This is a genomic window from Mesorhizobium loti (genome assembly GCF_013170705.1).
Lineage (GTDB): Bacteria > Pseudomonadota > Alphaproteobacteria > Rhizobiales > Rhizobiaceae > Mesorhizobium > Mesorhizobium loti_D.
This window is the reverse complement of record NZ_CP033334.1, coordinates 2,805,435-2,820,992: the sequence shown is the minus strand read 5'-3', so window position 1 is coordinate 2,820,992 and position 15,558 is coordinate 2,805,435. Positions and strand designations below refer to the sequence as shown.

The window sequence follows — 15,558 nt, the reverse complement described above, 5'->3', positions numbered from 1 at the left end:
GGCAGCGGTGTGTGGGGCCTGTATAAGGGGCTATCCTCGGTCCCTGTGGACCAGGACACGCGCCCTATCCGCGGCAGACCGCCTGATGGCATCGAGTACATGCATTCCCGCCACCGCGTCGCTGATTGGCCAGGACTGCTTGATCTCCCCCCTTATGGCGCGCGCAAACTCGCGGACCTCTTCTTCATATTGGTTTGCCGGCGCAAAGCGGATGACTTCGACATCCCGGTCATAAATATCGTCACGCTTGCGCAGCTTGATGATCGTCTCTTGTTTTGCCGAGGGCCAGACGGCGACCGGGATTTCCATCCAGCCGTCCGTACCGATAACCATGATCCAGTGTGCCCATGCCTGCAGCAGGGCGCCACTGAACAGAAGATTGCGGTTGTCGGGAAATTCGAGCAGGCCGGCGACGGCAATATCGACACCATCGGGCGCAAGCTTTTCGAATGTCGCGGTCGCGGCGATCGGCTCAGCCTCGAAGAGAAAGCGGGCTGCCGTTATCGGATAGACGCCAACGTCTCCCAAGGCACCACCGCCGAGTTCCGGCTGGAACCTGATGTCCTGCGGATTGTCGTTGGTCACACTGTAGGTTGCGTGGATCTGTGTTACGCGTCCGAGCCTGCCACTGCGGATGATTTCCCGCGCGGCGAGCCATCGTGGATGATATCGGACCATGAAGGCCTCCGATATCTGCACACCTGTCTGCAGTTGAACCTCGGCCAGGCGCAGGGCGTCCGCCGCATCCAAGGCAAGTGGTTTCTCGCACAAGACGTGCTTGCCAGCCCTCGCCGCGGCAATTGCATCTTCGACGTGCCGATTGTTCGGCGTCGGGATATAGATTGCCTCGACCTCGTCGTCGTTCAGCAGGTCGGAGAAAGACGTATAGTGCTTCGAAATACCGAATTCCGAGGCGACGCGGGCCGCACGAGATCCGTCGCGTGAGGAGATGGCTACAACTTCACACTCCGGTACGGCTTTCATCGCCGGTATCACCCAGTCGCGGGCGATCTTCGCTGTCGACACAATACCGAAACGGACCGGCTTCATCGTCTTGCTCTCTCTTGCATTTGATCACGGGTTCGGACGCAGGCGAATAAATGTGGATTTCGCCTGCATGAATTCCAGTAACCCGTCGGGACCGTTTTCCCTGCCGAGTCCGCTGGACTTGCTGCCGCCAAACGGCAGCTGGGGAACCGTCTCAAGATAGGTGTTGACATAGACAAACCCGCTTTCAAGGGCACTGGAGACAGCCATTGCGGTGTCGAGGTTAGAGGTCCAGATGCCATTGGCCAGGCCGTAATGTGTCAGGTTGGCCAGCGCGACTGCTTCGGAAACATCCTTGAAAGTGGTGACCCCAAGCACCGGTCCGAATATCTCCTCCCTGAAGATCGTCATGTGTGGCTCGACGCCAGTGAATATGGTCGGTTCGACGAAATAGCCGTCGTGCAGCCCCGGGCTCGTCGGCGCTCTCCCGCCTGTCACGAGCGTCGCACCTTCCTCCCGGGCCTTTTCGACGTAATCTAGGACCTTCCGCTGATGCTGCGCATGAATCATCGGGCCGAGATCGGCATCGACGTCGTCAGGCGTACCAAGCTTCAGCGCTTTGGCCTTTTCGGCCAGCTTCGCGACAAACTCCGATGCGATAGTTTCCTGGACCAAAAGCCTTCCGCCGGCGCAACACTCCTCACCCTGATTGATCGTGAAGGCAGCGAGTGCACCGGCGACCGCCGCATCGAGATGCGCATCGGCGAACACGATGTTGGCGCCCTTGCCCCCGAGTTCAAGCGCCACCTTCTTCAGCGACTGGCCGGCAAGGCTGGCGATCTTGCGCCCAACGGCGGTGGACCCCGTGAAGGAGATCATGTCGATGTCCGGGTGCAGGCACATGCCCTGGCCGACCACCTCGCCCGTGCCGGGCAGGACCGCAAGAACCCCGTCGGGGATACCAGCATGCTTGGCCAGTCGCGCATATTCGATCGCAGTGCCCGCTGTGAGCTCCGACGGCTTGATCACGACGCAACATCCCGCGACGAGGGCGTAGGGCAACTTCTGAAACAGGGTCACCGTCGGAAAATTCCAGGGAAGGATCATACCGATGACGGGAAGCGGCTCGTAAGTCACGAGGCCCAGTTTCTCGGCGCCCTCGTGATTGACGATACGGCCGGGAATGCTCCAGGCGAGCGATGCAGCATAGCGCAGCAACTCTACCGACCACTCGATCTCGCCCTTGGCGGCAGCGATCGTCTTCCCTGCTTCATCGGCCTCGATGCGGCTGAGCGTTACGAGATTCTCCAGGATGAGATCGGCCCAGCGCAGCAGGATCTTCCCGCGCTCGCTTGCCGCAAGCCCCTTCCATCCGCCTTTCCTGAACGTCTCCTTCGCGAGTACGACGGCACGGTCAAGTTCTGTTGTCCCGGCCAGATGAACTCTGGCGACGCTTTCGCCTGTGGAAGGCGAATTTCTCTCGAAGAGAGCGCTTCCCGCCGGCAACTCGGCAGCCCCGTTGATCCAGATGCCGTATTCACGTTTGGTCATTTCAGAATCTCGATGAAGATCGGCAAGGCAGGAGACGCTTCGCACCCTTGCGGCTCAGGTCAGTCATGCAGCTCTTTGGAGATCGGCGGCCCGACCACGAAGTCAGCGAAAGCCACCTCGAATCCCGCACGTTGAGGAGAGCAGCACATCATGCCGACATCCACCCGGTCGGATGGCGGGAAATAGCCTAGCCTTACGGGCTTCCAGCTGTTGTCGCCGGAGTCCAGATACTGGACGCGAACCGCTTCGCGATGCCGGGTGAGGCGGATCCTCACGCCCGCCGGGTCCGTCGGAATGGCAACCAGGGACCAGTCGGAAACATCGTTTGTGATAACGACGGAAAAGTACATCCGCCCGTCGGTAAACTCGATTCCGGCTTTCACCCAATGTGTTTCGCCGAGCCGCATCATCAGGCCGGCCTGATCGTAGAGGGCTTCATATTCACCCTTGATCGTCACCTCGGCGGTGAAATCCCCGGTGACGCTGCGATACAGAAAATGGCCATTGTCGCGCCAGAAGCCGTAAAAGGTTTCTCGCCAGAAGTCGGTTTCGTGGCCTGTCGTGACACGAAGGAGAGCGCCGTCGTTTGTGTATCGCGGTGGCTCGTTGAGCCATTTCAACTGTTCTTCCGCCATCTCCCCACCTTCCCATTCGTTTGTGCCTGTGGTGCCGAGACACTCAGTCAGCGCCTGGGCCACAAGGGTGCCTGTCGATCAATTGAACCAGGTGTCGGATAGGCGGTAGCCTTCCGGGAACGGATCCTCGGGATCCACGCCGTAGTGGCTCACACCCGTCAACCAGGCGCGACCAGAGACCTGCGGAATGACCGCTGGCACATCACCTGCCTTGGTTTCGGCGATGATCTCGCAGTCGAAAACCGTGTCGAGAATGGAGAGGTGCCTGAACTTCTCACCGACAGCGAGATCACCACGGGCATGAAGAAGCGCCATGCGCGCCGAAGTGCCTGTCCCGCATGGGCAGCGATCGAGCCGCCCGGGCGACACGACGACCGCGTTCTTGGACGTCTTGACGCCGTTGATGACCTCCACCGGGCCAGCAAACTCGGTTTGATTGATCGTATGGATGAGCGGATTTTCGGGATGAATCGACGGCAGCTGGACGGCTGCCGCCGCCTTGATCCGCTCGCCGATCTCGACAAGCTGCCTGGCCTCGCCGCGCGCGAGCGTCAGGCCTAGATCCGCCGAATTCACGATGCAGTAGATCATGCCGCCATACGCGACATCGACCCGCAGCGAACCGAGCCCCGGAACGTCGATCATGCTGTCGCGATGCATGACGAAGGAGGGGATATTGCGAAAGGTAATGCTCCGGCACTTGCCTGCCCGGCATTCGGCGATCACGTCCACCAATCCCGCAGGCGTGTCGACCCGCACGATCGTCTGAGGTTCCTTCATCGGTATCATTCCGGCCTCGAGCGCGACGGTCACCGTGCAGATCAGATTCGAGCCGGACATCGGCACAAAGTAATCGGACTCCATGACGATCATGCCGATGTCGGCATCAGGATGGATTGGCGGCGTGATGAGGTTGACGGCGGCATTCACGCTGCCCCTCGGATCGAACAGCAGCATGTTCCTGAGCCATGAGCTGTCGCGCTCCAGGTTTTCCATCCTTTCGAACATCGTCGCCCCGCGCGGGGGGAGAATGCCGCCCGTGATGACCCGGCCGACCTCACCTTCGGCGTGTGCGCCAACGACAGTTATAACGCGATCCAACTGCATGCCCGACTCCAGTGGCTTCTATATCCAATATCCAATATTTATTGAGAGCAAGCAATAGCCAATGGCGGCTTCGCCCAAAAATTACCACCCAACGATCAGGAGTTTTCGAAATCCGGCAGCGCCTGCAGGCCAGCCATCACGTCGTCGCGAGCGTCCTCGATGTGCTTCCTGAGAAGCTTCTGCGCCAGGGTCTGATTGCCCTCGGCGAATGCAACCGCCAGCGCCTTGTGGTCTTCCAGGGCTTTGGTCTGCGCCGATCGGGCATCGATCTGAAGACGGAGATATCTGTCGGCGGAATTGTAAAGCGATGACAAAAGGGCGAGAGATCGCGGCCGCCTTGCGGAACGGGACATCGCCTTGTGGAACGACCAGTTGAGTTCACTGAGCTTCGCTGGCGATTCCTTTGCCTCCACCCCTCTGGTATAGTCATCCAGGGCGCGTCGCACATGCTCGATGTCGACCTCGGTTGCCCGTTCGATCGCCTTCTTCAGGATGAACGGCTCAAGCGCAAGACGTGCTTCGAAGATATCGATCGCATCATCCACGGTCAGAGACGCGACAACCGCGCCCTTATGAGTGTGAATGACGACAAGTCCCTCGGCCTCGAGCTGCAGAAGAGCTTCACGGATCGGTATACGGCTGACCCCGGCTTCCTCGGCGATCGCTTCCTGCCTGATTTGCTGACCGCCTTTGTAAAACCCGGATATGATCCTGTCGCGGATCAGGTCAACGACCGAAGACGTGACGGTGCGGCGCTTGATGGCGACAGACGGATCCATTTATGACCTATCAGGAAAATTCCAAGCATATTGAATATAGGATATAGAATTGCAGCGCTAGTGCGGCGCTCCGTACTGCACGTGCAAATGGATGTCACGATGACGTCCGGGCAAGCGGCAGAACGGTCGCGCTGTCCTTTCGCCACGAGACATGGACCTTGTCGCCCGCCGTCGGAAGGGCCGCACCAGGCATGTTTTGAACCTGGACCCGGAATTTTTGGCCGCCCCGGCTGACCAGATGGAAGAAAGAGCGACTGCCTGAAAAAATCACGTCGGCAACTTCGGCATCCATCGCATAGTCGAGCTGCGCGTCGGATTGCCGGAAGGACATCGCTTCCGGCCGGACGGACATTACCGCGGCGTCATTCGCGGACACCGGGACATCATTCGAAACCACATCAAACGGTCCGTCCCTGGTCTCCAGCGAAAGCTGCCCGATGCCAGACCCAGTCAGTCTTCCCTCGAACAGATTTGTTTCGCCAAGAAATTTTGCCGCAAACAGCGATCTTGGGCGAAAGTACATATCCTGAGGTCTGTCGATCTGAACGATCCGGCCGTGATCGATCAGCACAACCCGGTCCGAAAGGATCATCGCTTCATCCTGATCGTGCGTGACATAAACGAACGTAGCACCCGTCTCCAATTGGATTCGTTTCATCTCTCCGAGCATATGTTGGCGAATCTTGAGGTCGAGCGCAGCCAAAGGCTCGTCGAGCAGCAGAACCCGGGGGCCATTCACCAGGGCCCGAGCCAGCGCCACCCGCTGGCATTGGCCACCGCTGAGCTCGCCGATGAAACGATGCGAAAGGCTTTCCATCTGCACGGTCCGGAGCATCGCCTGGACCCTTTTGCGGCGCTCGTCCTTCTCGACACCTTTGACCTTGAGGCCGTATGCGACATTGTCGAAGACGTCCAAATGGGGGAACAGCGCGTAGCGTTGGAACACCATGTTCACCGGCCGTTTTTCCGGGGGCAACGCAGCGACGTCCTTGCCGTCGATCTTCAGAGTACCGGATGTGAGCGCCTCGAAGCCGGCGATGATGCGCATCAAGGTGGTTTTGCCGCAGCCGCTCGGGCCGAGCAAGGTCACGATCTCCCCCTCGTTGATCGTGAGATTGATGTCGGTCAGGGCCTGAAAAAGGCCGAACTGTTTTTGACCGTTCGACAGTTCAATCAACGGTGCTTCTGTTGATATTCCAGTGTTCATTCGTAGCCTCAAGAGGACGCGCGTTCTGACAGGGCCGATGCTCGCTTGAACCGCCCGACGAGGAAGCCGATCGCCATGACGGCGATCGAGAACAAAAGGGCGAGCGTCGAGACCGAGTTGATCAGTGGCGTGACCGTGCGGCGCATCATCGACCAGATGTACATGGGCAAGGTGGTTTCGGTGCCGGCAACAAATGACGTGACGACGAACTCGTCAAACGACAAGGCAAAGCTCAGGATCGCGCAGGAGATCAAGGTCGGCGCGATCAGCGGAAGCGTTACCCTCCTGAATGTCCCGATCTGCGAGGCGCCAAGGTCGCGGGAGGCCTCTTCGAGTGTTCGATCGAAAAGCGCAAGCCGGGCCCGCATGGCGATCATGAGCATCGGCACGGACAGAACGACGTGAGAGACGACGATCGTGACCGTCGAAAGACGGATGCCCAGCTGCGCGGCCAAGACCAGCAATGAGACACCAAGGAAGAGGCCAGGCAGGGCGATCGGGGTGATGCACAGGATTTCGAGAACGCTTCGGCCAATCCTCCCTAGCCGCAACCAGGCAAGGGACGCGGCCGTTCCAAGGACAAGGGTGACGATAGCTGTTGCCGTGGCGATCATCAGACTTTTGACGAGAGCCTGGCCAAGCTGCGGATCCTCGAAGATCAGCGCGTACCATCTCAGACTGTAACCGTTGATGGGAAAGGAAAACGATTGCTCCGCATTGAAGCTGAACAAGACGATCACGACGAGCGGAATCAGGAGATACGCCAAGGTCGCGTAGACGACCGCCTTCAGCAACATCACGCAACCTCCTTGGCAGGTTTGGTTTTACGCCTGGCCGGAATGAGTCCCGTGAGGCGGCCTAGGGCAAGCACGAGCGCATAGATGACCAGCGACACAAGGAACATGAGAAAGGCCTGGGCGGCACCGAGCGGCCAATTGCCGGTCTTTCGGAATTGATCCGCGATAAGAAGGCCGGTCGTTTGGCCTGAGGACCCGCCGACCATCTGCGGCGTGACGTAGTCGCCTGCGACAAGGATGAATGTCAGCATGAAGGCTCCGATAAGGCCTTGCGCGGCGTTGGGAGCGACAACCCGGAAGAAGGCCCCCAAGGCCGATGTGCCGAGATCGCGCGACGCCTCGATAAGCTCCGCCTTGATCTCGCTCATCGCCGAAACGACCATCAGAATCGCGAATGGCAGATAGATGTGGGTCAACGTTATCGCGACCGCAAATGGGCTGAACAGGAACGCCTGGACGGGTGTGTGGACGATCCCGAGTTGAAGCAACACCGCGTTGAGCAGGCCGTTGGTGCCAAGCAATGTACGCCAGGCGTAGATTCTGACGAGGTAGCTGGAGAACCACGTGACGAGAACGAGATAGAAGATAATCTTCGATCTGGCGACGTAAGTCAGGTAATATCCGACAGGGATCGATAGACAGAGCGTTACGGACGCGGTGACGAGACCGATTACGATTGCGTTGTAGGTCACCCGCAGGAAGAGCGGCGATCGTACCGCCGATATGTAATTGGTCAGCACGAAGTCTGGAACGATGCGGAAGCCGGATGACATCCAGAAACTATAGGAGAACAGCAATATAGCGGGCACCACGAAGAACAACAGCATGTAGATTGCCGCCGGCGCGGCCAGAACGCCTCCGGTTCTTTGTGATGGAGTCATCGCAATTCCTTCAACAAGAAAGCGCAAGAGCCGGTCTCGTCGACCGGCCCCGACGACTGGTTACGGTGGATTACAAGCCTGCCTTGAATTCCTGCCAGGCCTGGACCCAGTCCGCATAGGTCGCGTGCTCGCCATCATCGTCGACGGGGGGAATACCCGGCAAGCCAGACGCGAATATTTCGTTGATCTTCGAATAGTCGATCCGCTTGCGAGCGTCGGCATCCAGAAGCTCGACGGCCTTCTTCGAAACCGGCGCCTGTACGACCGCCGTCGCGACCTTGGCCTGGATCTGGGGATCGAGAGACTGGTTGATGAACGCGTGCGCGGTATCGATGTTGTCGGCCGATATGGGAATGAACCAAGCGTCGACCCACAGCACCGGACCTTCTTCGGGAATCGCCATTTCGAGTGGCACGCCTTGCGCGCGCACCTGCGTGATAATTGACGGATCCGCGACAAGAACCGCCGCGACCTCCTTCGATGCCACGAAATTCGCAACATCGCCCTGATTGATCGAGATCAGGCGCGCCTGGTTTCGATACAAGACGTAATTCTCGAACGCCTTGCCTAACTCCTCGCGGGTCAGCAGAGGATACTTGTCTCCCAAGCCGACCAGACGGGCGATCAACGGCCAGTTGCCCGTCGCATCGTCCATTATCGCGATCTTTCCTTTCAGGCTTGGATCCAGCAGATCCTTGTAGGACGTGGGCTTTTTAATCATGTCGGAGTTATAGAGGAGGGTGTTGAAGCCCCATATGTAGGGCGACCCCCAATGCTTTCCGTCCGAGAACCATGTCGGCTTGTCGAAGAATACGTCAAAGAGATTGTCGGCGTTGTAATTCGGTATCTTGGACATATCGATTGGCGAAACGATCTTCATATCCTTGATATAAAGCTTGCTGTAGGCCTGATTATATTCGGCAAGATCGATGGGGGGAGGATTGCCGGCAATAAATTTGGCCTGGACATCATCCTGAGACGCTATCGAGGAGGTTTCCGCGGTGACACCATTGGTCGACCGCCACTCCCGCAGCTCATTCGTCATGTCGTAGCCTTCCCACGCCATGATCTGCAACGAGCCGCCAACCGCCGCACGGGCCGGTGTTACGAACAGTCGTCCCGTCGACACTCCAAGGCCGGCCCCTGCCAGGCCGAGCAGCGCGGTACGTCGGGTGAACTGGATTGTTTCAAGCATAGACGTCTTCGGTTCTTTCGCCATGTCATTCCCCTTTCGTGTTGGTTCACTCACGTTTTTATAATGGATATTGGATATAATAAATCAGCAGTCAAATCATTTATGGAGCGCGGCGCGGGCCAGGCAGTCCGGCTCCGCGGCCGATCGGCCTCCGGTGGATTTTCAGATCAAGCGCTTCTCGTCGGCGTAGTGCGCCACTTGCGCTGGCAGCGCCTGGCGACCTCGCACGCGATCGACCATCTTCTCGGCGATCATCATTGTCGGGCAGTGGAGATTGCCGTTGGGAATGCGCGGCATGACAGAAGCATCGATCACCCGGAGGCCTTCGACACCATGGACCCGGCCTTCGTCATCAACGACAGCCATATCGTCATTGCCCATCCGGCAACTCGAGCACGGATGGTATTGCGTCCCCATATTCTCCTTGAGCCAAGAGAAGACCTCTTCGTCGGATTTCTTGCGCAGGCCGGGAACGATGGCTTCGCCGCGGATGCTATCCCAACCCCTTTGTTGGATGATCTCGTCAGTATGACGAACGCCGTCGATCAGATTCCGCCTGTCCTGCTGCTGCTGGAGATAGTTCAACACGATTGACGGGTGCAGTCTCGGGTCAGCAGATTTGAGCGTCACCGCCCCTCGGCTTTCCGGCCGGCCAAGGCACACCTGATATTGGAATCCTTCCTCGATGTTGACCTTTCCATGCATCAGTTCGCCGAGCATCGGCAGGAACTCGTGCTGGATGTTGGCATACTCGACGGAATCGCTGCTTTTGAAGAAGGAGCCGACTTCCCACAGATTGGTAATGCCCAAGCCCTTCCTGAAGAACAGCCATTGTGCGCCGATGAACGCCATCTTGATGAGGTTCATGTCGACCGCCGGAGACACGCCTCTATGCGAGGCCCGGTACTTGACGGATACGGCGACATGATCCTGCAAGCCTTTCCCCACACCGGGAACGTCAGCCACGCTCTTGATCCCATACGAGGCAAGTTCCGCGGCGGGACCAACACCGGAAAGGAGAAGCACATGGGGCGAGTTGAAGGCGCCACCGCACAAGATAACCTCGCGCCCGGCTTCCACTGACTGAACCACGCCATCCTTCTCGAAGGTGACGCCGACAGCTTTCCGCCCACTGAAATCGACCTTGTGAACCAGGGCGTTCAAAAGCAGTTCGACATTGCCGCGCTTGATGGCTGGGCGAAGATAGGCCCTACCCCCACTCGCGCGGATACCATTATCGATGTTGGCCTGATAGGCATGGACGCCTTCCTGGCGATAAGCGTTGTAGTCTTCGCTCAACGGGTGCCCGGCCTGTTGCCCGGCTTCCAGGAACGCACGGAAGGGCTCGAGCTCGGCCTTCAGCGTCGTGATCCGTATTGGCCCCTGCCCGCCCCTGTATTCATTGCTTCCCTTGTCATACGATTCCAGTTTCTTGAAATAGGGAAGGCAATGGGCATAGGACCAGTTGGGAAGACCATCTTCCGCCCAGCGGTCGAAGTCGCGCGGATTTCCCCGCACATAGACCATGCCATTCAGGGATCCCGAGCCGCCAAGCATCTTGCCGCGAAGATGGGTGACCATGCGGCCATCGAGAGCCGCCTCGGGCCCTGTTTCGAATTCCCACGTCCGCTTTTTGTCAGTCAGCGGATAGGACATTGCGGCGGGCATGCGAACATAGATCGAATTGTCGTGCGGCCCCGCCTCGAGGACGAGAACATTGACATTACGGTCCTCGCCGAGCCGGGCGGCCACAATGGAGCCGGCCGCTCCAGACCCCACGACAATATAATCGTATTTCTTCGAACGCACCTGTCTCACTCCGGCTTCAAAATTCGGCGATGAAACCGGCGGACAACCGTAGTGCCACTGTCCGCAAGGTTCTTCTCAATATGACGATCCGAAGATCATGACGATGATCCAGAGATCATGCGGCCTGCGGCAGCGAGTAGTTTTCGAGCTGCTTGATCGCGTCTTTGATTGTGCGCGTCACGAATTCCCGCTCGTCGCCAACGAGCGGCAGGCGCGGTCCACGCACCCACTCGGGCGCGCCGTAGACTAGGCTCTCGGAGAGCTTGATGTACTGGACGAGCTTCACGTGAGTATCGAGGTGGAAAGCCGGCGTCAGCAATCTGTAGAGCTGCAGCGCCTCATCCTTGCGCCCCTGGTTGCAAAGGTTGAACAGCGTGACGCATTCCTTGGGCCATACATTTGTCATGCCCGACACCCAGCCGACCGCACCGAGCGCGACGCTCTCGACGACCTGATCATCGACGCCACAGAAAATCTGATACCGATTGCCGAGCGCAACATACATGTCAGTCACGCGACGGACATCGCCGGTCTCTTCCTTGACGGCTACGATGGTCGGAGAGTCCGCCAGTTCCTGCAAAACCCGAGGGGTAACGTCGACACCATAGGCGATCGGATTGTTGTATATCATGATCGGTAGCCCACTGGCCCTGGCAAGGCTCTTGTACCATTCGGCTGTCTCTCGAGCATCGGACTTGTACCCAAGGGTGGGGAACGCCATCAGGCCCTCCACACCAAGTTTCTCGAATTCACGGGCACGAAAATTGGCGTCGGCCTGGGTGATCTCGGCGAGTCCGGACAGAATTGGAACCCGCCCGCCCGCCGCTTCCTGTGCGCTGCGGATGACGAGTTCCTTCTCGGAAGGAGTGAGGCAGGCATTTTCGCCGAGCATCGGCAAAACGATCACGCCCGAAACCCCGTTGGCGATCAGCCTGTCAATGGCAGACTGATTAGCCTGTACATTGATCGAGCCGTCCTGATTCAGCTTGGTGGTTACGGCGGGAAACACCCCAGTCCAGTTGTTCATTTTTTCCTCTTGCGTTCGATGGCATACCGCACACCATCATTATATCCAATCTACAATATCCAATTTTTCGAGTCTAGCCCCGACCTTCCTGGCAGTTCGAAAACCTTGGACGAAGAGCTCCGTTTTCGGAATTGGGTGGCCTACGCCTTCCGCAGAAAGTGACGGAGCACGTTGCCCGTCAGCGTCGCAACATTGTTGTCGTAGTTGTCGTAGGCAAGCGACCCGGCCCAGCAGATCGACCCGACGGAGAATATCCCGCCGCCAGCACCGGTTTCGATGAAGACGACATCGGACCTGACATTCGGGTTGTTCGGTCCGCTGACATTCGGCTCGACCTGCGTGACGGACTCGAGGAACGGGTAGTAGGTGTCATTGTGCCGCGAGTTCAGGATCACGCGGGCATTGCCCGGCGTCCCGGCCGCGAAGTCAGCGCTGTCCAACTCGTCGCCCGCGGCGCCCCCGAGGACATAGCCAAAGTCGCCGATCATCTCATCGCCGATGCCCTCGAACATGAAGGCGAGGTCGGGACTGTACGAGTCCTGCGTGCGAGAATAGCCCGAAGCCGTGCCCCAACCGACGCCAGCCGATGCGACGCCGAAAAACAGGCGGCTGCTTTGACCTCGGTGGGAATAGAGGCCTCCGATCTCTCCCGTCGTGGCATGCATCAACTCAGCCGGATGAGACGTCCAGTTGCGCTCACCCGAATAGCCGCGCCGGCACTCCAGCGTCATGGTGTCGTCGCCGTCATAGCTCGTCACCCAATACCAGCCATTGCCGCCGAGATACATCAGGCTCCCGCCCTGGCCGGCATAGGCCTTCAGCGCATCCATCTCCAGTGATGTCGGATATTCCGGGTGAGATCCTGAGACAACGACATCATAGCGGGCCAGAAGTTCCAGGCCCATTCGATGCAGGTCCTCGTCCGTCGCCACGTCGAAACCGACGCCGGATTTCTCCAGCCAGCCAGTGATGTAAAAGTCAGCCGCAAAGTGCCGGCGCGCGGCGTTGAGCCAGGTGATGTAGTTAGGCGAAAAATTGACGACAGGCCGCTTCCAAGAGGAATGCATGACCCCGCTGCCATCCGCATGTCGATCGTAAATCGAAAGCCCCAGTTCGGGGTGCGTATGAACGAAAACATCCGTCTCATTGAGCTGGACCTTGTCGCGCATGCGCTTTTGGTGAGCCTCGCCGCGTTCACCGTATCCCAGATGCTCGTTGGCATAGGCGAGATAGGTGTTGGTGGGCGCCAGAAACAGGACCTTGTTTTTGGATCGCTCGGTCGGCTGGATGTAGAAGGGCAGATGCTCGACCTGATCGCCCTGCGTGAGCTTGGCGGCATAAATGCCGCTCGGCGTCGCCTCGGGAAACGTGGCACTGAAGTCAGTTTCCCATCGTGCATCGTTCAGATCATCCTCATGGAAATGGATGGCGGACCACTCGGATGGATTTTCCTGATAGCGGACCTTCGTTCCTTTCCACAGATGCCCCCGAACCCCGCGAGCCGGCCGATTGACAAGCGTCCCATGCAGGCCGTTGCCTGAAACATCGGTGACGATGCGTGTGTCGATCCCCATCGCAAAATCCCATGACGCGATCGGCCTTGCCCCCTCTCCGGGTGCGGACAACACGGAGGGATTGTCGATCCGGCCGTTGAACCGGTCCACCGGGCGGTCGCGCTCATCCAGGTTGGAACCTATGAGAATGCGATCGACTCGGGTGGGTTCGGGCGTATCCGGCAGCGCGAGAAACCGCGTTTGCCCAAAACGTTGGGATGGCCACAATCCATCGACGGCAAACTCAAGGGCGATGCCGCGATCGCTGCGCCCGCCCTTGATATGGATCCACTTCCCCTCGTGGTCATCGAGGTTCATGGAGAGAACCCTGGCGTCTTCTCCCCCGCCGACGCGCAGTTCAAGCTGGTCTCTCGCGATGACGAGAGACCAGGAAGCCGTGGTCCGGTCGGTGGCGACAGCCAGGATTGTCTGGCACTCGCGATCTTTGAGAGTTGGCTGGACCCAGACCTCGAAACCAAAAGTTGAGATTAGCGGGAAAAACGCGGGCACCACGATCGCGTACGAACCCGGGGCAAGATCCTGAAGCCGCCCCTGATAGAGACCGGCCGCCGCGTTGCCGATGCTTTCTTCTCTCACTGATTGGTCATCGCCATTGATCGCGACGCCATGCAGCCGGACAAACTCGACCGAATATGGCGCCTGGGCCGCGCTGACCTTGAAATCGATCGTACCGCCCGGCTGGATGCTCACATGGCTTGAATACCCTAGGATTTTCACCGTGTTTCCTCGACATACGCTGCCGCACACCCGGCTAAAGCCGCGGCCGAAGCGGGTTGCGTGCCCAAACTCATGATTTTGCATCCCGCGACAGGAGCCCATCGGCGGTGACGGCAAGCACCAGTATCAATCCCTGAACTAGGTACTTGATCTCGGTTGGGGCACTGAGCAGCGAAAGCCCATTGGTGATGCTGCCGATAAGCAAGGCCCCAAGGAGGGCCGCCCATACGGACCCACGGCCGCCAAAAAGGCTGGCCCCGCCGATGACAGCGGCGGCCACCGCCTCGAGCAAGAGCGTTCCGCTGCCGGATTGAGCGGAAACGCCCAATGTGCGTGACGCGGAGATGATGCCGGCAATGCCGGCCAGCGCGCCAGCAATGATGAACGTATAAATGCGGATCTGGCCAACATTGATGGCGGCGCGTCGGCTGGCCTCCACGTTTCCGCCAATGGCGTAGAGATAGGTGCCGAACTTCGTCTGGGTCGTGACATAGGCCATGATCGAGAGGAGAACGATCAATATCGCCACCGGCGTTGGAACGCCGCGATCGAGGTTGAGAATGGCGACGACGAGACCGCCGGCGAGGCTCAAGGCCGCGATTGGCAGCAAAACATTGCTCGGGATTGATTGGTGGATGCCGAGACGCCTCTTGTGGTTTGACGATTGGACAAGGAGCGCGGCAACCACGCCGATACCGATGGCCAGAAGCAGGTAGCCGGCCATCGGCGGCAAGAAGCTGTTGGCGATCCACTGGATATCGGTCCCCGATAGCGGGATCGACCCGCTCCTCGGCAAGAGCATCAGCAGCACGCCCTGCATGGCAAGCGAGGTGCCGAGGGTAACGATGAAAGCGGGCGCCCGGAATCTCGAGATGATCAGACCCTGGACCAAGCCGACCGCCGATCCCGTGACAATTGCCGCCAACAGGCACAGCCACGACGGAAGGCCGACCGTTACCAACAAATAACCCATGACACCGGATGCCACCGCGCTAAGTGCGGCCACCGAAAGATCGATCTCCTTCACGATGAGAACGAGCACGAGACCCAGCGCCAGCATGGCCGTCACAACGATCTGAACGGCGAGGTTCGTCAGGTTTCGCGGCGAGAGGAAGCGGTCGTTCATCGCATAGAAGAAAGCCCAGACGAGCGCGATCGCGATAAGGACGGGGATAAACCGATACTTGCCGCTGACCCCACTCAGTATCCGTCTCTGCAGATCCCGGGAGCCCGTACGATCATTTTGCAAATTGGCACCCTTGCTTATCCGCAGGCCTTTTGAATTGTTCATG

General features: G+C 58.9%; 13 protein-coding genes. All 13 read right to left on the bottom strand.

Going from position 1 to position 15,558, the window contains the following annotated elements:
* Window positions 1-30 precede the first annotated feature (30 nt).
* The 13 genes from EB815_RS13700 to EB815_RS13640 all read right to left on the bottom strand — a co-directional run bounded on the left by EB815_RS13700 (window position 31) and on the right by EB815_RS13640 (window position 15,557).
* Entirely contained in the window at window positions 31-1,050 is a 1,020-nt protein-coding gene (locus tag EB815_RS13700) for a Gfo/Idh/MocA family protein (RefSeq protein WP_056567848.1), read from the bottom strand.
* Between the two features lie 24 nt (window positions 1,051-1,074).
* The gene (locus tag EB815_RS13695; RefSeq protein ID WP_056567845.1) at window positions 1,075-2,538 is read right to left on the bottom strand and encodes an aldehyde dehydrogenase family protein; all 1,464 of its coding nucleotides are present in this window, start codon (window positions 2,536-2,538) and stop codon (window positions 1,075-1,077) included.
* A 59-nt stretch (window positions 2,539-2,597) separates the two neighbouring features.
* Window positions 2,598-3,173, bottom strand: a complete 576-nt coding sequence (locus EB815_RS13690) for a DUF1349 domain-containing protein (protein ID WP_056567841.1) — start codon at window positions 3,171-3,173, stop codon at window positions 2,598-2,600.
* Window positions 3,174-3,251: 78 nt separating this feature from the next.
* Window positions 3,252-4,280: a proline racemase family protein gene (locus EB815_RS13685; protein WP_056567838.1), complete on the bottom strand. Its 1,029-nt coding sequence runs from the start codon at window positions 4,278-4,280 to the stop codon at window positions 3,252-3,254.
* Between the two features lie 95 nt (window positions 4,281-4,375).
* Complete coding sequence (locus EB815_RS13680) at window positions 4,376-5,059, bottom strand: GntR family transcriptional regulator (RefSeq protein WP_056567835.1); 684 nt, start codon at window positions 5,057-5,059, stop codon at window positions 4,376-4,378.
* A gap of 94 nt (window positions 5,060-5,153) precedes the next feature.
* Complete coding sequence (locus EB815_RS13675; RefSeq protein ID WP_056567832.1) at window positions 5,154-6,266, bottom strand: ABC transporter ATP-binding protein; 1,113 nt, start codon at window positions 6,264-6,266, stop codon at window positions 5,154-5,156.
* 8 nt (window positions 6,267-6,274) lie between these two features.
* The gene (locus EB815_RS13670; protein WP_056567829.1) at window positions 6,275-7,063 is read right to left on the bottom strand and encodes an ABC transporter permease; all 789 of its coding nucleotides are present in this window, start codon (window positions 7,061-7,063) and stop codon (window positions 6,275-6,277) included.
* The gene (locus EB815_RS13665) at window positions 7,063-7,971 is read right to left on the bottom strand and encodes an ABC transporter permease (RefSeq protein WP_245303330.1); all 909 of its coding nucleotides are present in this window, start codon (window positions 7,969-7,971) and stop codon (window positions 7,063-7,065) included. Before EB815_RS13665 ends, EB815_RS13670 begins: the two co-directional genes overlap by 1 nt.
* A gap of 43 nt (window positions 7,972-8,014) precedes the next feature.
* On the bottom strand, window positions 8,015-9,163 hold the full coding sequence (locus EB815_RS13660; RefSeq protein WP_056567823.1) for an ABC transporter substrate-binding protein: 1,149 nt from the start codon (window positions 9,161-9,163) through the stop codon (window positions 8,015-8,017).
* Window positions 9,164-9,301: 138 nt separating this feature from the next.
* On the bottom strand, window positions 9,302-10,948 hold the full coding sequence (locus tag EB815_RS13655; RefSeq protein WP_056567818.1) for a choline dehydrogenase: 1,647 nt from the start codon (window positions 10,946-10,948) through the stop codon (window positions 9,302-9,304).
* A gap of 115 nt (window positions 10,949-11,063) precedes the next feature.
* On the bottom strand, window positions 11,064-11,975 hold the full coding sequence (locus EB815_RS13650) for a dihydrodipicolinate synthase family protein (RefSeq protein WP_056567816.1): 912 nt from the start codon (window positions 11,973-11,975) through the stop codon (window positions 11,064-11,066).
* A gap of 140 nt (window positions 11,976-12,115) precedes the next feature.
* On the bottom strand, window positions 12,116-14,239 hold the full coding sequence (locus EB815_RS13645; protein WP_056567813.1) for a N,N-dimethylformamidase beta subunit family domain-containing protein: 2,124 nt from the start codon (window positions 14,237-14,239) through the stop codon (window positions 12,116-12,118).
* A gap of 97 nt (window positions 14,240-14,336) precedes the next feature.
* Window positions 14,337-15,557, bottom strand: coding sequence for a sugar ABC transporter permease (locus tag EB815_RS13640; RefSeq protein ID WP_056567810.1), 1,221 nt, complete (start codon window positions 15,555-15,557; stop codon window positions 14,337-14,339).
* Window position 15,558: the final 1 nt, after the last annotated feature.

Coding starts and splice junctions, on each gene's coding strand:
- EB815_RS13700 (WP_056567848.1), bottom strand. CDS start 1,050: ATGAAGCCGGTCCGTTTCGGTATTGTGTCGACAGCGAAGATCGCCCGC.
- EB815_RS13695 (WP_056567845.1), bottom strand. CDS start 2,538: ATGACCAAACGTGAATACGGCATCTGGATCAACGGGGCTGCCGAGTTG.
- EB815_RS13690 (WP_056567841.1), bottom strand. CDS start 3,173: ATGGCGGAAGAACAGTTGAAATGGCTCAACGAGCCACCGCGATACACA.
- EB815_RS13685 (WP_056567838.1), bottom strand. CDS start 4,280: ATGCAGTTGGATCGCGTTATAACTGTCGTTGGCGCACACGCCGAAGGT.
- EB815_RS13680 (WP_056567835.1), bottom strand. CDS start 5,059: ATGGATCCGTCTGTCGCCATCAAGCGCCGCACCGTCACGTCTTCGGTC.
- EB815_RS13675 (WP_056567832.1), bottom strand. CDS start 6,266: ATGAACACTGGAATATCAACAGAAGCACCGTTGATTGAACTGTCGAAC.
- EB815_RS13670 (WP_056567829.1), bottom strand. CDS start 7,063: ATGTTGCTGAAGGCGGTCGTCTACGCGACCTTGGCGTATCTCCTGATT.
- EB815_RS13660 (WP_056567823.1), bottom strand. CDS start 9,163: ATGGCGAAAGAACCGAAGACGTCTATGCTTGAAACAATCCAGTTCACC.
- EB815_RS13650 (WP_056567816.1), bottom strand. CDS start 11,975: ATGAACAACTGGACTGGGGTGTTTCCCGCCGTAACCACCAAGCTGAAT.
- EB815_RS13640 (WP_056567810.1), bottom strand. CDS start 15,557: ATGAACAATTCAAAAGGCCTGCGGATAAGCAAGGGTGCCAATTTGCAA.